At 68.1% G+C, this 22,768-nt stretch carries 21 protein-coding genes; 7 read left to right on the plus strand and 14 right to left on the minus strand.

The window, feature by feature from the left end; all coding sequences use genetic code 11:
- Positions 1 to 38: 38 nt before the first annotated feature.
- Genes BCM27_RS00125 through BCM27_RS00140 form a run of 4 tightly spaced genes read right to left on the minus strand, consistent with a single transcriptional unit; the run spans position 39 to position 5,318 of the window.
- Complete coding sequence (locus tag BCM27_RS00125; protein ID WP_004023327.1) at positions 39 to 1,739, minus strand: dipeptide ABC transporter ATP-binding protein; 1,701 nt, start codon at positions 1,737 to 1,739, stop codon at positions 39 to 41.
- A complete protein-coding gene (locus BCM27_RS00130) occupies positions 1,736 to 2,647 on the minus strand; it encodes an ABC transporter permease (RefSeq protein WP_004023326.1) in 912 nt (303 codons plus the stop codon). The genes BCM27_RS00125 and BCM27_RS00130 overlap by 4 nt, the downstream gene beginning before the upstream one ends.
- Entirely contained in the window at positions 2,644 to 3,639 is a 996-nt protein-coding gene (locus BCM27_RS00135; RefSeq protein ID WP_004023325.1) for an ABC transporter permease, read from the minus strand. Before BCM27_RS00135 ends, BCM27_RS00130 begins: the two co-directional genes overlap by 4 nt.
- Positions 3,636 to 5,318, minus strand: coding sequence for an ABC transporter substrate-binding protein (locus BCM27_RS00140; protein WP_004023324.1), 1,683 nt, complete (start codon positions 5,316 to 5,318; stop codon positions 3,636 to 3,638). Before BCM27_RS00140 ends, BCM27_RS00135 begins: the two co-directional genes overlap by 4 nt.
- Before the next feature lie 216 nt (positions 5,319 to 5,534).
- On the opposite strand from BCM27_RS00140, the gene BCM27_RS00145 reads away from it, so the two are divergent.
- On the plus strand, positions 5,535 to 6,905 hold the full coding sequence (locus tag BCM27_RS00145; RefSeq protein ID WP_004023323.1) for an LLM class flavin-dependent oxidoreductase: 1,371 nt from the start codon (positions 5,535 to 5,537) through the stop codon (positions 6,903 to 6,905).
- A complete protein-coding gene (locus tag BCM27_RS00150) occupies positions 6,902 to 8,104 on the plus strand; it encodes an acyl-CoA dehydrogenase family protein (protein WP_004023322.1) in 1,203 nt (400 codons plus the stop codon). Before BCM27_RS00145 ends, BCM27_RS00150 begins: the two co-directional genes overlap by 4 nt.
- 87 nt (positions 8,105 to 8,191) lie before the next feature.
- Here BCM27_RS00150 and BCM27_RS25690 read toward each other — a convergent pair whose 3' ends face one another.
- Both BCM27_RS25690 and BCM27_RS25920 read right to left on the minus strand, forming a co-directional pair.
- Complete coding sequence (locus BCM27_RS25690; protein ID WP_101820518.1) at positions 8,192 to 8,599, minus strand: DUF4190 domain-containing protein; 408 nt, start codon at positions 8,597 to 8,599, stop codon at positions 8,192 to 8,194.
- Positions 8,600 to 9,323: 724 nt separating this feature from the next.
- On the minus strand, positions 9,324 to 9,503 hold the full coding sequence (locus tag BCM27_RS25920; protein ID WP_033204236.1) for a hypothetical protein: 180 nt from the start codon (positions 9,501 to 9,503) through the stop codon (positions 9,324 to 9,326).
- Positions 9,504 to 9,615: 112 nt separating this feature from the next.
- On the opposite strand from BCM27_RS25920, the gene BCM27_RS00170 reads away from it, so the two are divergent.
- The 4 genes from BCM27_RS00170 to BCM27_RS25990 all read left to right on the plus strand — a co-directional run bounded on the left by BCM27_RS00170 (position 9,616) and on the right by BCM27_RS25990 (position 12,508).
- Complete coding sequence (locus tag BCM27_RS00170; RefSeq protein ID WP_004023318.1) at positions 9,616 to 10,137, plus strand: peptidylprolyl isomerase; 522 nt, start codon at positions 9,616 to 9,618, stop codon at positions 10,135 to 10,137.
- A 209-nt stretch (positions 10,138 to 10,346) separates the two neighbouring features.
- Positions 10,347 to 11,060 (plus strand): rhomboid family intramembrane serine protease, encoded by a 714-nt coding sequence (locus BCM27_RS00175; protein WP_004023317.1) that lies wholly within the window; start codon positions 10,347 to 10,349, stop codon positions 11,058 to 11,060.
- Between the two features lie 117 nt (positions 11,061 to 11,177).
- Positions 11,178 to 11,660 carry a helix-turn-helix domain-containing protein gene (locus BCM27_RS25985; protein WP_004023316.1) on the plus strand — a complete coding sequence of 161 codons (483 nt, stop codon included), beginning with the start codon at positions 11,178 to 11,180 and terminating at the stop codon, positions 11,658 to 11,660.
- Positions 11,661 to 11,674: 14 nt separating this feature from the next.
- Positions 11,675 to 12,508, plus strand: a complete 834-nt coding sequence (locus BCM27_RS25990; RefSeq protein ID WP_239450718.1) for an IS3 family transposase — start codon at positions 11,675 to 11,677, stop codon at positions 12,506 to 12,508.
- 95 nt (positions 12,509 to 12,603) lie between these two features.
- Here the strand turns inward: BCM27_RS25990 and BCM27_RS00190 are convergent, their stop codons facing one another.
- On the minus strand, positions 12,604 to 13,107 hold the full coding sequence (locus BCM27_RS00190; protein WP_004023314.1) for a PH domain-containing protein: 504 nt from the start codon (positions 13,105 to 13,107) through the stop codon (positions 12,604 to 12,606).
- A gap of 115 nt (positions 13,108 to 13,222) precedes the next feature.
- Positions 13,223 to 13,513, minus strand: a complete 291-nt coding sequence (gene crgA / locus BCM27_RS00195; protein ID WP_004023313.1) for a cell division protein CrgA — start codon at positions 13,511 to 13,513, stop codon at positions 13,223 to 13,225.
- Between the two features lie 148 nt (positions 13,514 to 13,661).
- On the opposite strand from crgA, the gene BCM27_RS00200 reads away from it, so the two are divergent.
- Complete coding sequence (locus BCM27_RS00200) at positions 13,662 to 14,321, plus strand: aminodeoxychorismate/anthranilate synthase component II (protein ID WP_004023312.1); 660 nt, start codon at positions 13,662 to 13,664, stop codon at positions 14,319 to 14,321.
- A gap of 24 nt (positions 14,322 to 14,345) precedes the next feature.
- On the opposite strand, the gene pknB is transcribed toward BCM27_RS00200, so the two are convergent.
- The 6 genes from pknB to BCM27_RS00230 form a co-directional block, all read right to left on the minus strand.
- Positions 14,346 to 16,298 (minus strand): Stk1 family PASTA domain-containing Ser/Thr kinase, encoded by a 1,953-nt coding sequence (gene pknB, locus BCM27_RS00205; RefSeq protein ID WP_004023311.1) that lies wholly within the window; start codon positions 16,296 to 16,298, stop codon positions 14,346 to 14,348.
- A 128-nt stretch (positions 16,299 to 16,426) separates the two neighbouring features.
- Positions 16,427 to 17,797 carry a protein kinase domain-containing protein gene (locus BCM27_RS00210; protein WP_004023310.1) on the minus strand — a complete coding sequence of 457 codons (1,371 nt, stop codon included), beginning with the start codon at positions 17,795 to 17,797 and terminating at the stop codon, positions 16,427 to 16,429.
- Positions 17,794 to 19,293, minus strand: coding sequence for a peptidoglycan D,D-transpeptidase FtsI family protein (locus BCM27_RS00215; protein WP_004023309.1), 1,500 nt, complete (start codon positions 19,291 to 19,293; stop codon positions 17,794 to 17,796). Before BCM27_RS00215 ends, BCM27_RS00210 begins: the two co-directional genes overlap by 4 nt.
- Positions 19,290 to 20,723, minus strand: a complete 1,434-nt coding sequence (locus BCM27_RS00220; protein ID WP_004023307.1) for an FtsW/RodA/SpoVE family cell cycle protein — start codon at positions 20,721 to 20,723, stop codon at positions 19,290 to 19,292. The genes BCM27_RS00215 and BCM27_RS00220 overlap by 4 nt, the downstream gene beginning before the upstream one ends.
- Positions 20,720 to 22,237, minus strand: a complete 1,518-nt coding sequence (locus BCM27_RS00225; protein ID WP_033204240.1) for a PP2C family protein-serine/threonine phosphatase — start codon at positions 22,235 to 22,237, stop codon at positions 20,720 to 20,722. Before BCM27_RS00225 ends, BCM27_RS00220 begins: the two co-directional genes overlap by 4 nt.
- Positions 22,234 to 22,698, minus strand: coding sequence for an FHA domain-containing protein FhaB/FipA (locus BCM27_RS00230; RefSeq protein WP_004023305.1), 465 nt, complete (start codon positions 22,696 to 22,698; stop codon positions 22,234 to 22,236). The genes BCM27_RS00225 and BCM27_RS00230 overlap by 4 nt, the downstream gene beginning before the upstream one ends.
- Positions 22,699 to 22,768 lie beyond the last annotated feature (70 nt).

The following is a 22,768-nucleotide window of genomic DNA, read 5'->3' on the forward strand; positions in this document are numbered from 1 at the left end:
GCGCCGGCTCGCTTCTAGGTATCTGCGGCCCTTTTGGATCAGGGAGCGGGGGCGATCCGCGGGACCGCGGCGAGGAGTTCGCGGGTGTAGGGATGCTGCGGATCGTCGAAAACCGCGTCCGCCGAACCGTACTCGACGATCTCACCGGCACGCATCACCGCGATGTCGTCGCTCACGTGGTGGATGACGCCCAGGTCGTGCGAGATGAACACCAGCGCGACACCGGTTTCCGCCTGCAGGCGGGCCAGGAGGTCGAGGATCCGTGCCTGGATGGACACGTCGAGGGCCGACACCGGCTCGTCGCACACGATAACGGCGGGACGCGGTGCGAGCGCACGGGCGATCGCGACGCGCTGGCGCTGTCCGCCCGACAGTCGTGAGGGGTGCCGGTGCCGGTACTCCGCGGGCAGCCCCACCTGCTCGAGGAGTTCGGTGATCCGGTGGTCGAGATCTGCGCTGCGAACGCCGGTCACCCGCAGGGCGTCGGCCAGGACGCGGTCGACGGTCCATCGTGGGTCGAACGAGCTGAGCGGATCCTGGTAGATCACCGAGATCAGGTGGCGCGACGCGCGGCGGCGGGCCTCGGTGAGTCCGGACCACGCCGCGCCGTTCAATTCGACGGTGCCGGAATCGGGTTCGGCGAGCCCGAGGATGATCCGTGCGGTGGTGGTCTTGCCCGAACCCGACTCGCCGACGATGCCGAGGGTACGACCGGGCGCGAGGTCGAAGCTCACCCCGGCCACGGCGGGGCGGGCAGTGATCGCCTTGCCCCTGATCGCCGGATTGCTGAACGACTTGTGCAGGTCGCGAACACGGAGTGCGAGTGGCTGGTCGGGCGTCGGTGTCGCCGTGGTGGCGAGCTGCTCACCGCTGACGAGCAGCGTGCCCTTGGATGCGCGGGACGGGATGGCGTCGATGAGACCTCGGGTGTACTCGTGCTGCGGCGCGGTAAGCACCTCGCGAGCATTCCCGTACTCTACGATCTCACCGTCGCGCATCACGGCCACGCGGTCGGCGAGGCGCGACACGACGGCCAGATCGTGCGAGATGAGGATGATGCCGTTGCCCCGCGTCTTGGCCTCGGCCAGCACGTCCAGGATCTGAGCCTGGACGGTGGCGTCGAGCGCCGTCGTCGGCTCGTCGGCGATGAGGAGTTTCGGATCCTGGGCGAGCGCGGAGGCGATGAGGGCACGCTGGCGGAGTCCGCCGGAGAGTTCGTGCGGACGCTGACGCGCACGTACCCGTGGCTCGGGAACGCCCACGAGATCGAGCAACTCGACGACGCGTTCCTCGCGGAGTGCACGTCCGAGCCGCTTCGGGGTCCGGCCGCCACCTGCACCGTGTGCGGTCAGCGATTCGGCGATCTCGCTGCCCACCGTGCGCAGTTGATCCAGGGACACCAGGGCGTCCTGGAGGACGAATCCGATCTCGCGCCCTCGGATGGCGCGCCACTCGCGGTCGACCAGGCCGCGCAGATCACGCCCGCCGAACGAGAGGGCGGTGGCGTCGATCTCGGCGCCCGAACCGGTGAGTCCGATGAGGGTGCGCGCGGTGACGGACTTGCCGGAGCCGGATTCGCCGACGATCGCCAGGCACTGGCCGGCAGAAACCGAGAACGACACGCCCTTGACGACCTGGCGGCCGGCGAACGAGACGCGGAGGTCGCGCACCTCGGCCAGCGGTGCGTCGGTGCGGTCGACGCGGACGGAGGCCATCGTCTCTCGGGTGACGACGGTCATCGGCGGTCTCCTTCCAGTCGTGCGCCGAGGTGACGGCCCACGGTCGTGAATGCCAGCGCCACCGCGACGATGACGAGACCGGGGAAGATCTCCAGCCACCAGGCCACGGTGATGTAGGTGCGTCCGGCGTCGAGCAGTGCGCCCCACTCAGGTGCGGGTGGTGGTACGCCGAGTCCGAGATAGGCCAGTCCCGACGCCCAGATGATCGCCTGTCCCACTCCCAGCGTCACGGTCACGATCATCGGGCGGAGCGCGTTGGGCGCGATGTGCTGCACAAGGATTCGGCGGCGAGGGTGCCCCAGGGCGGTCGCCGCTTCGATGTAGGGCGCAGTCCGGACGGCGAGCACCTGACCGCGCACGATGCGGGCGTACCCCGGCGCGATGCCGATACCGATCGCCAGGATGAGGGTCACCTGTCCGGGCCCGAAGACCGAGGTCAGGAGGAGACCGAGAAGCACGATGGGGAAGGCGAACATCACCTCGATCCAGCGATTGGCCAGCGCCTGGGCGACGCGCCCTGACAGCCCCGCGGCGATGCCGAGCAACACCGCCAGGACCGATGCGAGTGCGACCGCGCCGAGCCCGATGATCAGCGATTGCCGGGTGCCGGCGATGACGCGACTCAGCAGGTCTCGTCCCGACAGATCGGTGCCGAACGGGTGTGCCCAGCTGGGCGGTTGCAGGGTGGCGTCCAGGTCGACGGCGAGCGGGTCGTAGGGAGCGAGCAGGTTGGGCGCCACCGCGGCCACGAGCAACAGGACCAGCACCACGAGTGCGGCGATCACCGCCGCTGGTGGCCATGAACGACGTGGCTGGTCGTCCTGACCGCGAGGCGTGCCGGTGGTGGACCTGCGAACCGCGGAGAGCGCGTTCGTCAGTGCGGGGCGGACCGGATTGGTGAGGGTCATGGGACCTCGATCCTGGGGTCGATGACGGTGTACAGGAAGTCCACGACGAGGTTGGCGATCGTGTAGACGAGCGCGACGAACAGAACGATGCCACTCACCAGCGGGACGTCACGCGAACTGGCCGCCGCGACCAGCGTCTGACCGATACCCGCTCGCGCGAACACGGTTTCGGCGATGACCGCACCGGACAGCAGCGCGCCCATGGCCCAGCCCGAGACCGTCACCGCGGGAAGGACGGAGTGTCGCAACACATGTCGATACCGGACCGACAGATCGCCGAGCCCGCGACTGCGGGCGGTGAGCACGAAGGGCTGGTCCAGTGCGCGGGCGAACTCGTCCCGGGCGATCTGGCCGAGGAAGCCCGACAGCGGGATCGCCAGGGTGAGCACGGGCAGGACGAGTCCCCACAGGCCCGTTCCGCTCTCGACGGGAAACCAGCCGAGGTTGATCGCGAACACCACCAGGAGGATCGATCCCACCCAGTACTGCGGCAGCCCGGCGCTCACGGTCTCGATCAGGGACCCGGCCGCGCCCCAGGGTCCACGGCGGCCTGCCGTGAGCGTGGTGAGGACGAGGACGAAGAGCCACGCGACGACCAGGGCGGTGAGGGTGAGGACGAGCGTGGGTCCGATCTGGTCGGCGATGATCTCGGTCACCGGCTGCTGCAGCTGGAACGAGATGCCGAGATCGCCGCGCAGCAAACCGCCGAGATAGTCCAGATACTGCGACCACACCGAATCGTCGAAACCATACTCGGCGTTGACCGGAGCGAGTTCGTCCGGTGTGCGTTCCCGGCTCTCGCCAGACGAGAGGTTGAGGAGCAGCGTCGCGCGGTCGCCGGGAGCGAGCACCTGGAGCAGGAAGGTGATGGAGGCGGCGGCCCACAGCACGAAGACGGCCGAACCGATCTTGCCCGCCCACCGGGTCAGGCCCCGCGGGGCGACCACCTGGCGTCGGGCCGCGGTCACGGCCGGGTCGTCGACCAGGGTCATCGCACGAACCTCGCATCTGCGAACACCGGTTCGCCTTGGGATTTCTCGACCCACACCCCGTGGAGGCGTGGTGACACCGCCAACGACGTTGTCTGCGTGTACAACCCGATCGAGAGCGCGTTGTCACCGATGAGGCGCTGGGCGTCGCGGTAGAAGCCCCGGGCCTGTACCGGATCCGGAGAGGCGTTGCCCTGCTCGATGAGGGTCTGCAGACGCGGGTCGTTGTAGTACGCGGTGTTGTGCGGGTTGGGACTGTCCGGGAGGCGCTGACGCCAGTTGATGTACAGCAGGCCCGGGGTCGGGCTCGTCCAGTAGCCGACGTAGGCGTCGTAGGTCGGTGCCTTCGCGTACTGCCCGCCGAAATACGCGCTCTGGGTGGCGGGGACGAGCTGGATGTCGAAGCCCACGTCACGCGCCTGTCGAGCCACCGCCTGCAGGATCGCGGCACCCTCGGGTCCGACGATCGCGTCGGCGGCGTACACCACGCGCGCGGTCAGGCGTCGTCCGTCCTTCGTGCGGATGCCGTCGTCGTCGCGACCGGTCCAACCCGCGTCGTCCAACAGAGCAGCGGCCGCCTCCGGGTCGTGCGGGTAGTTCCCGGCCTCCGGGTCGTAGTCCGGGGTGCTCTGACTGAGCGCGCCGTTGGCGTTGTAGGGGACCACGCCGAGAAACGCGGTCTCGACGGCTTTGCGACGGTCGGCCGAGTAGGCGAACGCCTGCCGTACCCGGACATCGTCGAACGGCGCGTGGTCGACGTTGAGGGTGATGGCATTCGGGCGCCCCGGCGTCACGTAGCGGGTCACCTGATACCGGCTGGTCGCGTCCGCCCAGTTGATGGCCGGCACGTTGTAGATGACATCGGAGGAGTCGCTGCGCAGCGATCCGTAGCGGAGCACCGGGTCCTTGAGGAACTTCCAGACCAGCTTGTCCACGTACGCCGGACCCTGGTTCTCCGCGTTTGCCGGGGGAGAGTTGTACTTCGGGTTGCGCACGAAGGTGATGCTGCGATTGCGGTCCCAGCGTTCGATGATGAACGGGCCGGACCCGACCGGGCTGGTGCAGTTCGCCTTCGGACCACGCGCCAGCGCGGTCGGCGACTGGATTCCGAAGTAGCCCTGCGTCAGCACGGTGAGGAGCGGGGTGTACGCCGACCTGAGGTTCATCCGGTAGGTCAGCGGCCCGATGACCTCGTCGGACTCGAAGTACTTGCCGATGTAGGACACCACCGTGCCGTTGGGTTTGTCCGGGTTCAGATACGACGCGAAGGTCGCACGAACGGCTTCGGCGTCGAGCGGTGTGCCGTCGCTGAATTCGACACCGGGCTTCAGATGGAAGGTGTACGAGCGCCCGTCGGCGGAGATGTCCCAGCGGGTGGCCAGCCACGGCACCACTCGTCCCGAGTCGTCCAGCGACACCAGGTTGTCGAGGTATTGCCGTGCCAGATAGGCGTTTTGAACCCACCCACCGTGCACGCAGGGTGGTTCCTGCTCGTGGCCGTAGGAGATGGTCCCGCCCGAGACGTACTGGCCCGGCGCGGCGGGGACCCCCGTCGACTCGCCGTCACCGGTGCGCGGCTGGGCACATCCCGCCAGCAACGTGACGCAGGTCAGGGCGACCCCGGCCGCGGGCAGCAGGCGGGATCGCCGCGATCGTCGCGGCACAGGACGTCGTCGCAGCACAGAACTTCTCCTCGGGCGGCACAGATGGCGGCGGACGCGGCTCGAGGTCGTGGGACACGACAGCGGGAGCCCGGCGTCGGGACGGGAATCACCACAACCTAGGGGCTCCGGACGGTGTCGGGCACCCCTTGGGGCCACCCTGATCCGAAGTCGCCGGACGCGCGGCGCCGTCCGTAACGTCGCGCTGAGTCCGACGCCTCGTGATCAGGAGCAGCCATGTCCGCGCCCCCCTTGAACTTCGCCGCCTTCGTCATGAACACGACATCGCACATCCTGCACGGAGCGTGGCGGGCGCCGGAGGCGCAGCAACACCACTTCAACGATCTCGACCACTGGATCGGCCTCGCAAAACTGTTGGAGGAGGCCCGGTTCGACTTCATCTTCTTCGCCGACGTGGTCGGACTGTACGACGACTATCAGGGGGACTGGAAGAAGTTCGTCGACTCCGGCCTGCAGATCCCGAGCAACGACCCGCTCGTGCTGGCCTCCGCGATCGCCTCGCACACAGAGCATCTCGGCATCGCGATCACGAGTTCGATCCTGCAGGAGCACCCGTTCGACTTCGCTCGTAAGATCTCCACCCTCGATCACCTGAGCAAGGGCCGGATCGCGTGGAACATCGTCACGAGTCTGTCCGACAACGCCTGGCGCAACTTCGGATACGACGGGATCACCAAACACGACGACCGCTACGCATGGGCCGACGAGTACGTCGACGTCGCGTACAAGTTGTGGGAGGGTTCCTGGGACGAGGGCGCGCTGATCCAGGACAAGACGGGCGGTCTCCACGGAGACTATGACCGCGTCCACAAGATCAACCATGTCGGCGAGCACTACCGGGTCGAGGGACCTCATCTCGTGTCGCCGTCCCCGCAGCGGACCCCGGTGCTGTTCCAGGCCGGTTCCTCGCCGGCCGGACGACGTTTCGCGGCCCGCAACGCCGAGGCGCAGTTCATCCTCTCGCCGTCTCCCGACGCCGCGCGGACGCTGATCGCCGACACCCGTCGCCTCGCGGCCGAGGCCGGCCGGCAACCGACGGATCTCCAGTTCTTCCAGGGACTCTCATTCGTGATCGGGAGTACCGAGCAGGAAGCGGCGCGCAAGTCCCGCGAACTCGACGAGCTCATCGACCCGAGCACGATCATCGCCCACTCGGCGGGCGGCATCGGCGTGGATCTCGGGCACTACGACCTCGACACCCCGATCGGGCAGAGCCACACCGAGGGTTCCCAGAGCTTCCTGCTGTGGCTTCGCGAGGCCGTGCCCGACCGCGAACCGACCGTGCGCGATCTCGCCCAGTTGCGCAGCCGGACAGGCCGGGTCGTCGGGACACCGGACCAGATCGCCGACCGTCTCGAGCAGTGGCGTGACGCCGGGGTGGGTGGCATCAACGTCATCAACGCGACCATCCCCGGCAGCTACGTCGACTTCGCCGACCACGTGCTGCCAGTTCTCCGCGAGCGCGGTCTGGCGAAGCGGGAGTATGCCGAGGGAACCTCACGTGCCAAACTCAGCGGCCACGACCGGCTTCCGGAGTCGCACCCCGCCGCACGCCATCGCGGCGCGTTCGCGAAGGTGCCGGCATGACCGCACCCGCGCGGGTCGTGACCGACCGGAACGAGATCCTCGCCGAGATCGCGGCCGGTTCGGCCGAGCGCGAGCGCCAGGGCCGGGACCCCCGCGAAGCCGTGGCGCTCCTCCGACGGTCGAGGTTGACCGCGCTGTCACTCGACACACAGTCCGGAGGTGCCGGGGCCGGAAGTGTCGAACTCTTCGAGTTCATCATCGACCTCGCCCGCGCCGACCCGATCGCCGCGCACATCCTGCGCGCTCACTACTGGTTCGTCGAGCAGATCGAACGCCTCCCCGTCGGACCGGTGCGGAGTCGGTGGAGCGAGCGGATCGCCGCGGGCGCCATCGTCGGCAACGCGTCCAGTGAACGCGGTGTCGCCGCCGGGTCGCGCCAGTACGCGACTCAACTCGTCTCCGACGGTGACGGCTGGCGGTTGCGTGGCGAGAAGTTCTACAGCACCGGAACGGCTTTCGCGGACTACGTCACGGTCCTCGCCATCGTCCCGGACGCCCTGCGCGCGCGGCTGGTGAAAGTGGTCGTCCCGGTCGACCGCGACGGGGTGAGCGTCGTCGACGACTGGGACGGGATCGGGCAGCATCGGACGGGCACCGGTTCGACGTTGTTCGACGATGTCCGCGTCACCTCGGACGACGTCCTGGAGTTCGTCGAACTCGACGACTCCACGCCGCCCGCCGCCAACGACGGCCCATTCCTGCAGCTGTTCCTGCAGGCACTGATCGCCGGCATCCTCCTGGCCGCCTCGGATGATGCCGTCGCACTGCTGAATTCACGCGTACGGACGTTCGAGCACGCGCCGTCGCCCGAGCCACGGCAGGATCCGATCCTGCTGGAGCGGATCGGTGAGATCGACGCCGCCGCACATGTGGCACGGGACGCGGTCCTGAGTGCGGCGCGGCAGGTCGAGACCGCGAACGCATTGGCGCGACGCGGCGTCATCGACGTCGAGCAGTTCGCGCAGGCGTCGCTCGCCGCCGCGCGCGTGAAGGTGCACGTCGATCGCATCGCCCTCCCGGCGGCGGCGGCCGTCTTCGACGTGGGTGGTGCCTCGTCGGCGAGCCGTAGCCGCAACCTCGACCGGCACTGGCGCAACATCCGGACCATCACCCTGCACAACCCGACGTCGTACAAGGCCGTCGCCATCGGTGATCTCCGCGTGAACGCCACCCCGTTGCCGGGCAACGGGTACTTCTGATCGCGAGACCCGCCGGCAGCTCACCGGGGGCGCACCGGAGCTCGCACTTCCGGGGCGGAGGGTTGATTCCCTGCTCGTCGGCCGGCGTCAGGCGACGAACAGGATCCAGCCGTAGACGATCAGCCCGAACACGAAGACCCCCAGGTAGGCCCAGCCGACCCAGATCGCGGCGGTGGCGAAGGGCAGACCGATCTCGCGACGCTGCCGGATCTGCGTGCGCGCCCGGTAGCCCAGGACGAGTCCCACGATGAAGGTGATCCCGAGGATCGACAATGCCAAGGCCCACAACGCCATCCGATTGACACGCGGACCGGCACCGGACTGGGGAGCCACGCTGTCCTCCGAACTACTGGTGGGATGTGCTGCTGCTGAATAGGCCTGGGTTTCGGGGCGGTCGGCGACCGGAGGCGTGCTCACCGCGCCGGGACTGTCGACGACGCGGGTGTCCGACGCCGGATCCTCGGACTGATCGACGAATCCGCCACCTGCTCCCACCACCTGCGTGGTGCGGTTGTCCCGGGTGGCATCCGGGCCGGGGGAGTCGGGGCGCTCGCCGGGCGCAGCACCTGGACGGGTGCCGGCAAACGGCGGACGTGATCCGTCGAGGGGTCGATTGCCCTGTGGCGGAACACCTTTGGCGAGTGGTGGTGCTCCGGGAGTCGGGCGCCGGCCGGGCGGGGGTCGATGCCCGGGTGGCCCGGCCGGCATCGGCGGGCGTTGGCCCGGACCGACGGGGCTGCCACCCGGCCTCGGTCCCGCGGGGTTGGCTCCCGCACCGGGCGCGTTGGGTGTCGGCCCGGGACCGGTCGGCCCCGGTCGTTGCGGTCCCGGCGCGGGTGGGCGCGGTCCGGCAGGACCTGCCGTCGGCCCCGGGGTGTCGCCGCGCGGCGGTGCCGGTCGTTGGCCCGGAGGTGGGCCGGGGCGGGTTTGCGGGCGACCGCCCGGAGGCGGGGTGAATCCGCCGCCCGGCGCCGGACGGCCGGCGCCGGGAGTGTCCGTCCCGTGCGGGGGCGCGCTGACGGGCCGTGCCGGAGCCCGTTCCCACGGCGCGGGATTGCTCGTCGGCGCGGAGCTCTCGGGCGTCGACCACGACTCGCGGGTCCGGTCGTCAGCGCCGCCGGACCCCGGCGGCGGGTTCGGGGAGCGCTCGTCGTCTGAGGTCACGAGTCCAAATTACCCGTGCATGACATGCGGCCGGTGCCGAGGCGGCCGCGGCGGGTCACGACGCCTGCGTCTCGGTGCTCTCGGCGAGCGCCTCGCGCACCTCCTCGATCCGCGGGACGGTCGGGGACACCGGGGCCACCACGCGTCGTGCGCGACGCAGCGAGCCGACGGCGACGACGGCGGTGACGGATGCGACGACCACACCCAGCGCGGCGAAGAGGTAGTTCTTGGACATGGGCTCAAGACTGCCAGCCGGTGCCCACAGCTGCCACCCCGGCCCGGCGCATTTGCGCACCTCGCGGCCGTCTCCCGACCATCGGACCGGGTGTAAGTGGTTGGATGGAGGTGTGACTACACAGAAAACCTCCGCAGTCATCCACACCAACCGCGGCGACATCAAGGTCGACCTGTTCCCGAACCACGCGCCGAAGACCGTCGAGAACTTCGTCGGCCTGGCCGACGGCAGCAAGGAATACAGCAAGCCCAACGCGTCCGGCGGCAACTCCGGCCCGTTCTTCGACGGCTCTGTGTTCCACCGCGTCATCTCCGGGTTCATGATCCAGGGCGGCGACCCGACCGGAACCGGCATGGGTGGCCCCGGCTACCAGTTCGGTGACGAGTTCCACCCGGAACTGCAGTTCGACCGTCCGTACCTGCTCGCGATGGCCAACGCCGGGCCGGGCACCAACGGTTCGCAGTTCTTCATCACCGTCGGCCCGACCCCGCACCTCAACCGTCGCCACACCATCTTCGGTGAGATCACCGATCCGGCGTCGCAGCAGGTCGTCGACGCGATCGCCACCACCTCGACCGACCGCAGCGACCGGCCGCTCGACGAGGTCGTCATCGAAAAGATCGAGGTCAACTGACCTCTCCGGAGCACGCCGCCCCGCAGCGGGCGGTGTGCTACCGGCATCCCGACCGTCCCACCGGCTTGTCATGCAGCCGGTGCGGGCGTCCGGTATGTCCCGAGTGTCTGCGCCCGGCTGCGGTCGGCCAGCACTGTCTGGACTGTCTCCGCAACGACGGAGTGCAGCGGTCGCCGTCACTCGGCGGCCCCAGGGGTGGCGTCCGCAGGATGGCGCCGACGCGCACTGCGCCCACGCAGCCCTACGCGACCTATGCGCTCATTGCGGTGAACCTGCTGATCTTCGCGCTGTGCGTTCTCCAGGCCGGGGTCGGTGACCCGGGCGGTGCGTCGATCTTCAGTGCCGGCGACCTCCTCAAGAGCGACGTCGCGGCCGGTGAGTACTGGCGTCTGCTGACCGCGGGCTTTCTGCACTTCAGCGTCATGCACGTGGCCGTCAACATGCTCTCGCTCTACATCCTGGGCCGCGACCTCGAACTCGCGCTCGGGATCGGCCGCTACCTGGCCGTGTACGTGATCGCCCTGCTCGGCGGCAGCGCCGCGGTCATGCTCTTCGAGAACGACCGCGCCCTGACCGCCGGTGCGTCCGGGGCCATCTACGGCCTCATGGGCGCGATGCTCGTGATCATCCTCAAAGCCCGTGTGTCCCCGGTCCCGGTGCTGCTCATCATCGGGTTCAACGTCGTGCTGTCGTTCTCGCTCCCCGGGATCTCGGTTCTGGGGCATCTCGGCGGTCTCGTCTTCGGCGCGGCCGCCACCGCGGCCATCGTCTATCTACCCGACGCGGTGCTCCCCGCGGGTCGTCGAGATCCGCAGACCGCGAGCCGGGTGGGCTGGATCGCGCTCGCCGCCCTGTTCGTGCTCGCTCTCGGCCTCGGCATCGGCGCAGGTGTCGCCTACGACGGGCTGACCTACATCCGCTGAGCCGGCCTGAAAGCCGCCCCTCACCGGCCTTCTGCCGGCGTATTGCTTGCAGCCGCCTTGGACTGCTCCCCGGGAGTTGGACTGAGAAATCAGTTCCGACTCGTGGGGAGCAGTTGTATGCGTAAGCGCAGTTTGTTGACTGTGGAGCAGCGTGAGCAGGCGGTAGCCTGCTTTGAACAGGGTTTCGCTGATCGGGCGGTGGCGACGAAACTGAGAGTGCCGCGTGAGTCGGTGAAGCTGCTGTATCAACGTTGGCGGATCCGTGGCAGAGGTGCATTGTTGGAGAAACGAGTCCAGTCCTCGTACTCGTTCGAGTTCAAACGCGATCTCGTGGAACGGTTCCTGGCCGGGGAAAGCGTGCAGTCACTGGCCGAGGAAGCCGATTTGTCCTCCCCCCAAGTGCTGACGGCGTGGGTGCGAATCTATCGCCGTGAGGGCGTCGATGGACTCAAATCGAAGCCTCGTGGCCGGCCCCGCACGAAGCCGGTCGAAGAGCTGAGCGAGGTCGAGCAGTTGCGTCGGGAGAACGAGCGGTTGCGGGCGGAGAACGCCTACCTGGGAAAATTGCAGGCCTTGAGGAAGCAGCAACGACGGTCCTGAAGGTTCAGGCTGTCATCTCCCTCAAGGCAGAACATCGGCTCGGTGATCTACTCGCCGCGGCCGGGTTGGCGCGGTCGACGTTCTTCTACCACCAGGCCCGACTCGACGACCCCGACCCATGGGCAGAGACGAAGGCGGCGATCAGCGAGATCTTCCACGCCAACAAGGCGCGCTACGGCCATCGGCGGGTACACCGCGAACTGGTCAAGACCGGACATCGGATCGCGAAGAAGACCGTGCTGACACTGATGCGCCGACTCGGCCTGGTCTGCAGGATTCGCCGTCGCCGATATGTCTCCTACCGCGGCTTTGTCGGCCCAGTTGCGCAGAATCTGCTCGACCGTGACTTCACCGCCGAGGCGGTCAACCAGAAGTGGGTCACCGATGTCACCGAGTTCCGGGTTGGGCAGGACAAGCTGTATCTGTCACCGATCATGGATCTGTTCAACCGCGAGATCATCTCGTACTCGATCGGCCGGTCACCGACTCTGGACCTGACACACTCGTCGCTGCGTGCCGCGATCGCGACCCTGGAACCCGGCCAGCTGCCACTGGTCCACTCCGATCAAGGCTTCCAGTACCAGCACCACACGTGGGGACAACTCCTTGCCGATGTCGGTGCGCAGCAATCGATGTCACGAAAGGGCAACTGCTACGACAACGCTGTCATGGAGGCGTTCTTCGGCCACCTCAAAGAGGAATGCTTCCACCACGTCACCTACCTCGACATCCACGCACTCGAAGTCGCCCTGCACGACTACATCCAGTGGTACAACCACGACCGCACCTCGGAACGACTCGAGGGCCTGAGCCCGGTGCAATACCGGACTCAGGCCCTCGTGGCCTAACCTCGAATTACCAGTCCAACAAATGGGGACCAGTCCACCTTCCCGAGGGTGGGTTTCAGAGCGTCTGCCCACACGGTGACCCGACCCTGGGTCCTCTACCCCTCGTCGACGACGAATCCCGACTCGCGCAGCGCGTCGACCACGGTCGGCAGGTCGGTGCCGAGGTCCCAGCGGCTGAGCACGACCAGGCGGGTGTCGTCGCGCGGACCCATGCCGTCACGGTGCGACGGCGACGCGGCTGCCTCGTCGTCGAGCACGTCGATCTCGAGTTGTCCGACGCGGCGTCCGACCCGGCGGATGGACAGCACGCGAATCCGCTCGATGCGTTCGCGGGGATACGCCCGCGGCCCGCGCAGCGTTCGGATGATCAGGACGGGCGACGGGCCGGACGAGACGGCCAGCCGGGGACGCACCAGCAGCGTGTAGGCACCGAGTGCGAGAAGAAGGATCCCGGCGACGCCCATCAGGACCGACCCGGCGGGATCCCCGGTGACGACCACGGCCGCCCCGACCAGCACGACACCGCCGAGGCACCCGGCGAGGCCGGCACCGACGGGGGTCGCCCAGGCATGTGTGTAGGAGTCGTCAGAGTTATCCACAGGAGTTACTCACAGTGGGGATGACTTACACACATGTGATTTCCACAGTGTGGATAACTTACAAGCGTGTGTTTCAGCAGCTCAGCGGCTTCGACACGCGAACGACCGACGACGCCTACCGCCAACGCATCGTCATCAACAGGCCCGCCACCATCAGCGAGAAGCCGATCAGGAAGTTCCACGAGTTGAGCTCGGCCATCCAGTGCAGGACCTGGCCCTCGCCGCCGTACGCGGTGGGGGTTGCGGCCAGGTAGTAGACGACGAGCCAGGCGAGACCCAGCACCATCAGGCCGAGCATGACGCTTACGTAGATGGTGCTCGAAGGGCCGGCCTTGACCTTGACCGGCGTCCGGCTGGCCGGGTTGATCGTGTAATCGGTCTTCTTCCGGACTTTTGACTTCGGCATGACTTCCTCTGTTGTGCGGCACCGCCGGAGCGGTCGTACGCGAGCGGGGCGACAACACACGTCCCCGCCATTGGCAAACACTCGAGATCTACGGTATCTCACCAGGTCGCCGACGCCGAGCACCCGCTTCGGCGGTAGCCTTTCTCGCGTGAGTCGCATTCTGGTGGTCGACAACTACGACAGCTTCGTCTACAACCTGGTCCAGTACCTCGGCCAGCTCGGCGTCGAGGCCGTCGTGTGGCGCAATGACGACCCGCAACTCTCCCCGGCCGACCCCGACCGTCTGCGCGAGGCGGTCGCCGGATTCGACGGCGTGCTCCTGAGCCCCGGCCCCGGTACCCCGCAGCGCGCCGGCGCGACGATGCCGATGGTCCGCGTCGCCGCCGAGGAAGAACTACCGCTGCTGGGAGTGTGCCTGGGCCACCAGGCGATCGGGGCGGCGTTCGGCGGCACCGTCGACCGCGCACCCGAACTCCTGCACGGCAAGACCTCACTCGTCTTCCACGACGACGCAGGCGTTCTCGAAGGTCTTCCCGATCCGTTCACCGCCACCCGCTACCACTCGCTGACGGTGCTGCCCGAGACGATCCCCGACGAACTCGTCGTCACCGGCCGCACCGAGTCGGGCATCGTGATGGCGATGGCACACCGCGAACTGCCCATCCACGGCGTCCAGTTCCACCCGGAGAGCGTCCTGACCCAGGGCGGTCACCGGATGCTCGCCAACTGGCTCAAGGCGTGTGGGATCGAGATCGACGAGACCCGGGTGTCAGCGCTCGAAGCGGAGATGGCGACCGCGATCGGCTGACACCGCCGGGGCGGTCACCGAGGCTCAGTTGGGGAGCAGACTCGCCTGGCCGACGATGATCGTGATCGAACCGCTCTTGCGGGTCTGTGACCCGGGATTCGGTTCCTGTCCGACGACGCGACCGTCGTCGGGACTGCCGAGCGGGACGTTGCGGGTCTGGCGCGTCAGGGTGGACCGCTCCCACCCGGCCCGCTCGAGCTCGGTCTGTGCCTCGGCGGGCGTCTTGCCACGCAGGTTCGGGACGGTGAAGAGATTCCCGCGCGACACGCTGATCTGCACGGTGCTGCCCTGTTCGGCGGTCGAGCCCGGACCCGGTGACGTGGAGATGACCTCTCCGGCCGGACGGTCGGAGTCGGCGGCGACGACCACGACCATCATGCCGAGCTCTTCCAGCACCGACCGTGCCCGATCCTCGGACATGCCGACGACGTCGCGAACCGTGACCTCGCGCGGTCCGTTGCCCACGTTGACGACGACCGCGCCGTTGACCGGCACCTCGGTGCCGACTGCCGGGGCGGTCGAGACGACCTTGTCCTTCATCTCGGCCGACGAGTCCACTCGGTCGGTCCGCACATTGGTGAACCCCAGGACCTTGAGCGAGTCCAGGGCCTCCGTGGGTGTTTTGCCGACCAGATCCGACGGCAACCGCACGCGCTGGGGACCCGTCGAGATGTAGAGCGCGATCTCGGAGCCCTCGGCCGCCATCACGCCCTCGCCCGGAGTTGTCCGGGTGGCGAGACCCGCGCCGACGTCGAGGCTGGGTTCTTCGAGAACGCGGACCTCGAAGCCGGCTCGTTCGAGCGAGGCCTGCGCGTCGTCGGAACTGAGGCCCGAGACCGCCGGGACCGATTCCTGCGGTGCCGACCCCGAACTCCACGGCGACCACAGGAACAGGGTGCCGACGAGCAGGGCCACGACGGCCAGGGCGCCGGCCATGAGCAGCCGAGACCGGCGTCGAGGTGTCTTCCCGTCCTCGTCCTCGTCGTCGCGGCGGTGAGTACCGCCGTTGCCGTTCGCGGTGCGGGCGGGGATCGCGCGGCGCGGACCCGTCGTCTCCGCGCGGGTCGGGCGGCGCGGCCCGGTGTCGATGAACTCGGTGCGCTCCTCGTCCGACAGCAGCATCGGCGCCGATGGCTTACCGCCGGCGAGAACCCGGATCAGGTCGGCGCGCAGGTCGGCGGCCGACTGATAGCGGTTGTCCTTGTTCTTGCTCATCGCCTTGAGGACGACGGAGTCGAGTTCGCGTGGGATCTCGGGGCGGACGTGCGACGGCCACGGCGGATCCTCGTGCACGTGCTGATGTGCGACGGCCACCGGCGAATCACCCGTGAACGGCGGCTCACCGGTGAGGAGCTCGAAGAGCACGCACCCCATCGAGTAGATGTCGCTGCGCGGGTCGACCTTGATGCCGCGGGCCTGCTCCGGAGACAGGTACTGTGCTGTTCCCATCACCGCAGACGTCTGGGTCATCGTCGACGTCGCGTCGCTCATCGCCCGAGCGATGCCGAAGTCCATGACCTTCACGGCTCCGGACTTGTCGATCATCACGTTCGCCGGCTTCATGTCGCGGTGGACGATGCCGTTCCGGTGCGAGAAGTCCATGGCGGCCGCGACGTCGGCCATCCAGGTCATCGCCTGTCGCGGAGAGATCGGACCGTTGGCGCGCAACACATCTCGCAGGGTGTCGCCGTCGACGTACTCCATCACGATGAACGGCAGCGGACCGTCGTCGGTCTCGGCCTCGCCCGTGTCGAAGACCTGCACGATCGTGGGGTGGTTCAGCTTCGCCGCGTTCTGCGCCTCGCGACGGAAGCGGAGATAGAACGACGGATCACGGGCAAGATCGGCACGCAGCACCTTGACCGCGACGTCGCGATGCAGCAACAGGTCGCGCGCGTAGTGCACCTCGGACATGCCACCGAAACCCAGCGTTTCGCCGAGTTCGTAGCGGTCGGAGAGGTGGTGTGGTGTCGACATCGGCCTCGGTGGTTCGCCCCTCAGGATCTCAGATCAGAACATATCGGTCGGAAACTTCTCGGTCGGAGACATTCGGCACACGGGCACTGCGGGTGCCTCGGCACGGTTGTCTCCAGTACAGCTGTCCATCAGCACAACGGTGAGAACGGCACGCCGGGGAAGCACGGGGTTCCGGTGGCGGCACCGGGATCCGGCGGCGAGTCAGGGGGTCCCGACGGCGCGAGTGTGGTCGTCTCCTCGCTCGTCTCGCTGGTGGTCGTCGTCTCCTCGCTCGTCGTCGTGCGAGTCGTGCGCCGGGTGGTGGTCGGCTCGTCGGTCTCCTCGGTCGGTGCATCGGTCGTCGTGGTCTCGGTGACCGTCGGCGACGACGGGGGTGGCGTCGCCGCCCCACCGTTTCCACTGTTCACCAGATAGAACCCGATGAGTCCGATGGCGCCGACAAGCAGGGCGGCCGCGATGCCGGCGAGGACCTTCTGCCCGGTCGTCCAGCTGTTGTCCGGCGGTGGTGGCGCGACCGCGGTGCGGGACGTCGGCCGGGGTGTCATCGGTCGCGACGCGGCCCCGGTCGGTGGCGTGGCGCCACGTGCGACCGCGGCACCGAGCGCCGCGGCACCCGCTGCTCCCGCCGCGGCACCTGCGATCGCCCCCGGACGAGGCGGACGGCGCCCGGCGCGCACGGCGGCCACCGCATCGGCGAACTCGCCGCCGTTGGCATAGCGCTGCCGCGGATCCTTGGCCATCGTGATCTCGATGAGTTCGCGGACACCCGACGGCAGGTTCGACGGCAGTGGGGGCGGCGACTCCCGGATGTGTTTCATCGCGACGGTGATCGCGCCGTCGCCGAGGAACGGCCGCCGGCCGGTGAGCGCCTCATAACCGACGACTCCGAGCGAGTAGACATCCGACGCCGCGGTCGCCTCGTCACCGGTGGCCTGTTCCGGGGAGATGTACTGCGCCGTCCCCATGACCATCCCGGTCTTGGTGACCGGGGCGGAGTCGACGGCCTTGGCGATACCGAAGTCGGTGATCTTCACCTGGCCGACCGGCGTGATCAGGATGTTGCCGGGTTTGACGTCGCGGTGCACGAGACCCTGGTTGTGCGCGGCCTGCAGGGCGCGACCGGTCTGCTCGAGCATGTCGAGCGTGTTGGTCAGCGAGAGCCGGCCCAGCCGAGAGATCACCGAGTTCAGCGGTTCGCCGTCGACGAGTTCCATCACCAGGTACGCCAGCGGATCGCCGCCGTTGTAGTCCGGGGTCTCGCCGTAGTCGAAGACGTTCGCGATCCCCGGGTTGTTCAGCTTGGCGGTGGTCTGTGCCTCCGCGCGGAACCGGGCGATGAACTCCGGGTCGCTGGTGTACTCGGCCTTGAGGACTTTCACCGCGACACGTCGATTGAGACGCGTGTCGAGCGCCTCCCACACCTGTCCCATACCGCCCGTGGCGATCAGGCGGATGAGCCGATACCGATCGCCGATGGTGGTGCCGTTCTGCAGGGTCATCGACTGCCACCTCCCACCAGTGAGTTGATCACTTCTCGTCCGATCGGCGCCGCGACGGTTCCGCCGACCGAGTCCGCACCGAATTGTCCATTCTCCACCACGACGGCGACCGCGATCTGCGCGTTCGACGACGGCCCGAAGGCGATGTACCAGGAGAACGGGGTGTCCGTACTCGACCCGCTTTCCGCCGTTCCGGTCTTCGACGCGATCGACACCGGACCGCCCGCGCCGGCCGTCGACCGTTCCGACTCGATCATCATCGACGTCAGCTCGGCGGCCTGCTCGGGCGTGATCGGCTTGTTGGCCGTTGTCGGCGGGGTGGTCTGCAGCGTCCGCAGATCCGCGGCCTGCAACTTGTCCACCAGGTACGGCTGCATGCGCACACCTCCGTTCGCCACGGTCGCGGCGATCATCGCGTTCTGGAGCGGGGTGAGCCGGACGTCACGCTGCCCGATCGAGGCCTGCGCGAGGACGTCGAGGGACGGGATCTGTCCGACAGTCGAGTCGGCGACGGGCATCGGGATGTCGGGGCCCGGCTGATCGAGGCCGAAGAGGCTCGCGGTCTCGGTGAACTTCGGGATCGCGTCGGACATCTTCTCGGTCACCAGTTCGGCGAAGGCGGTGTTGCACGAGTACTTGAACGCCGTCTCCAGTGACACGGTTCCGCCCGACGACCCGGGGCAGGTCTCGCCGCCGTAGTTCGGCAGCGAGACATCGGTGCCGGGCAGCGGGAAGGTCGGCGCGGCGGTGAGACGGATGCCGGGAGTGATGTTGTCGCGCAGGGCGGCGGCCGACGTCACGACCTTGAAGGTCGATCCCGGTGGGTACAGCTGGCTGATCGCGCGGTTCAGCATCGGCTGCGCGGTGTCACCGGGGCGGTTCCACGCCTCCCAGCTGCCCTCACGAACCTCCTGGTCGTGGCTGGCGAGCTTGTTGGGGTCGTAGCTCGGGGTCGAGACCATCGCGAGGATCTTCCCGGTGTTCGGCTGCAGGGCCACGACGGCGCCCCGGCACGGTCCGTCGCACGGGCCGTTGAGCATCGCCTGGTAGGCGGCCTGCTGGACCTTCGGGTTGATGGTCGTGACGACGTTGCCGCCGCGTGGATCGCGGCCGGAGAACATGTCCATGAACCGCTGGCCGAACAGCCGGTCGTCGGATCCGTTCAGGATGCTGTTCTCGTAGTGCTCGATCTGACTGGCGAGGTACTGGAACGAGTAGTAGCCGGTGACCGGGGCGAAGGCCTCGGCGCCCTCCCGCGGGTACTGACGGAGGAACTTTAGGCGGCTGTCGATGGGCACCGACAGCGCGATGACCGTGCCGTCGGCGGTGGTGATCAGACCGCGCTGGCGAGAGTACTCGTCGAGCAGCACCCGGTTGTTGCGGGTGTCGGTCTTCAGCGCGTCGGCCTTGAAGACCTGCACATAGGTGGCGTTCGCGAGGAGCGCGATGATCATCACGATCACCGCCATCGACACATTGCGGATCGGCTTGTTCACCGGCGCTTCACCACCTGCGTGGGCAGTGCCTCGACGGGCTTGGCCGCGGGCCGCTTCTTGCCGGGATCGGGTTCGCGCGCGGCGTTCGAGATCCGGATGAGCAGCGCGACCAGGATGTAGTTGGCCAGCAGCGACGACCCGCCGTAAGACAGGAAGGGGGTCGTGAGACCGGTCAGCGGGATCAGCTTGGTGACGCCGCCGACGACGACGAAGATCTGCATCGCGATGGTGAACGCGAGTCCGGTCGCCAGGAGTTTGCCGAAGCTGTCGCGTACGGCGATGCCGGTCCGTAGTCCGCGGTGGATGAAGATCATGTACAGCAGCAGGATCGCGGTGAGGCCGGCCAGGCCGAGCTCCTCACCGATGGTCGAGATGATGAAGTCGGTGTTGGCGAACGGCACGATGTTGGGCCGACCCGAACCGAGTCCGGTGCCGAACAGTCCGCCCGTGGCCAGGCCGAACAGGCTCTGCCCGATCTGGTAGCCCGAGCCGTCGAAGTCCGCGAAGGGATCCAGCCACACCGAGACACGCGTCTGCAGGTGCGAGAAGATCGACCACGCGAACACCGCGCCGATGGCGAACAACCCGATGCCCAGCACCAGCCATTCGACACGTGAGGTGGCCACGTAGAGCATCGTCAGGATCGTCGCGAAGATCAGCAGCGACGTACCCAGGTCCTTCTGGACCACCATCACGGCGATGGCGATCGCCCAGGCGGCCAGGAGCGGACCGAGGTCGCGGGCGCGCGGCAGGTCGACGCCGAGCACGTGCGGACCGGCGGTGATGAACAGGTCGCGCTTCGACACCAGCACCGCCGCGGCGAAGATGATGATCAGGATCTTGGAGAACTCGCTGGGCTGGATCGAGAAGAACGGTGTGATGATCCAGTTCTTCGAACCGTTGATCTCCGAGAACGCACTGGGCAGGATCGCCGGGATGATCAGGAAGACCAGTCCGCCGAGGCCGAGCGTGTAGGCATAGCGCGACAGCGTGCGGTGATCGCGGATCAGGATGAGGACCGCGGAGAACGCCACGATGCCGAGCACCGCCCACAGCAACTGCTGGTCGGCGTTGCGGGTCGCCTCGGTGGCATTCACCGACTCCCCGGTGTTGCCCGTACCGAGGTCGAGCCGGTGGATCAGCACCAGCCCCAGGCCGTTCAGGACGGCGACGACGGGCAGCATGATCGGATCGGCGTGGGGTGCATAGCGTCGGACCACGAGGTGGGCGACACCGAACAGCCCGGTGTAGGCGGCCACGTACTTGAGGATGTCCCAGGTGAGGTTCTGACCCTGGGCGGCCTGGACGATGAGCAACGCCACCGTCACCAGACCGATGGCGAACACCAGGAGCAGCAGTTCGGCGTTGCGACCGGTGCTCGTGGCGGGTTGGCGTGGCGGGGCGTGCGGTGCGGGCGCGGCTTGAGTCATCTCACCTGCTGCCGGCAACTCGTGCCGGCGTCCTGATCAGGTGCGGGCGTGGCGGAAGGTCCGGCGTTGCCGGTGGGCGGAGCCACCGACTCGGTCGCACCCTGCTGCGGGATTCCCGGTGCGGGCGCCGCGGTGGCGCGTGGTGCGGGCGCGGACGGGTCGGTGCTCGGTGTGGACTCCGACGGTGCCGGTGGCGGGGGAGTCGGTGCGGGCGTTGCCGACGAGGGCGCGTTGTCGCAGCGGAAGGTCAGCTCGTCGGTGACGACGCCCTGGATCTGCTGCTCGCTCTTGTTCCGGATCATCACGTTCTTGACCGACTGCGCCGGCCCCGACACCAGGTCGTCGACGTTGAGGGGGAACTCGCAGGTGCCGTCGTCGTAGGAGATGAACGTGTACGTCGGTTCGGTCTGATCGAGGTCCTCGACGCAGACGCGCTGCACCGGGTTGCTCATCGAGAGGAAGAACACCTTTTCCGGTGATCCCTGGTAGACGAGCACGTCGCCGCTGTCGTCGGCGGCCACGTAGTAGTTGCTGCGTACGACGGACCGGACGACGAAGACGCCGACGACCAGCGCCGCCACCACGGTCAGCACGACACCGGCGACGATCCAGCGTCGGTACTTGCTCTTGTGCTTGGCGGCGGGCTCGTCCTCGGTCAGCACCGTCGGGCGCTGCGGTTCGGCGGGGGGCGGGCGAAGTGCTGCCGCCCGTCCCGCGGCGGTCGCCGGGTCGGGCGTGTAGATCTCCTCGTTGCCGCCGGCAGCGCCACCGACGATCGGGCGCGAGTCGCCGTACTCGGTGTCGACGACGTCGGCGAGGACGACGGTGACGTTGTCCGGGCCGCCGCCGCGCAGCGCGAGTTCGATGAGACGGTCGGCGCACTCCTTGGGGTCGGCGATGGACCCCAGGGTCTCGGCGAGGGTCTCCTCGGTCACGACGTCGGACAGGCCGTCGCTGCACAGCATGTACCGATCGCCGGCGCGGGCCTCGCGCATCGTCAGGGTCGGCTCGACCTCGGTTCCGGTGAGCGCGCGCATGATCAGCGAGCGTTGCGGATGGGTGTGTGCCTGTTCGGCGGTGATGCGACCTTCGTCGACGAGGGTCTGGACGAAGGTGTCGTCACGGGTGATCTGGGTCAGCGCACCGTCGCGGAACATGTATCCGCGCGAGTCGCCGATGTGACACAGGCCGATTCGGCTGCCGGCGAAGAGGATCGCGGTGAGCGTGGTGCCCATGCCGTCGAGTTCGGGTGATTCGTGCACCTGTGCCGCGATCGCCTCGTTGCCGGCACGGGTGGCGCCGTCGAGCTGGGTGAGGAGGTCGCCGCCGGGCTCGTCGTCGTCGAGGGTGCTGAGCGCGCGGATCACCAGTTGGCTGGCGACTTCGCCGGCCGCGTGGCCGCCCATTCCGTCGGCGAGGGCCAGCAGGCGAGGACCCGCGTAGAACGAGTCCTCGTTGTTGGACCGCACGAGACCACGGTCGCTGCGCGCGATGTAGCGCAACACAAGTGTCACGGGCGCAACTCGATCACGGTCTTGCCGATGCGGATCGGCGTGTTCAGCGGGACCTTGACCGCGGTCGTCACCTTGGAACGATCGAGGTAGGTGCCGTTGGTGGAGCCGAGGTCTTCGACATACCAGTCGTCGCCGCGTCTGGAGAGCCGCGCATGTCGCTCGGAGGCGTAGTCGTCGGTCAGCACCAGGGTCGAGTCGTCGGCGCGTCCGAGCAGGACCGGCTGCTGACCGAGGCTGATCCGGGTGTTCGCCAGCGCGCCGTGGGTGACGACGAGATAGCGGGCCGCGCCGCGGACGCCGCCGCTGCGACGTCGCTTCTCCGAGCCGCCGGAGTACCGGGGGATGCGGAGTCCGCCGGCCGACGCGATGTCGGCGCGCAGCGTGCGGATCACGGCGAAGACGAACAACCAGAGCAACAACAGAAAACCGATGCGGGTCAGTTGCAGCACCAAGCCCTGCATGTCGTGTTCACCTCCAGCGCGTTCCGTCTCGCGGGTCGTACCCACGGCAGCGATCATGGGACCGCCGAGC

Origin of the sequence: Gordonia terrae, assembly GCF_001698225.1 — a bacterium.
GTDB classification, from domain to species: domain Bacteria; phylum Actinomycetota; class Actinomycetes; order Mycobacteriales; family Mycobacteriaceae; genus Gordonia; species Gordonia terrae.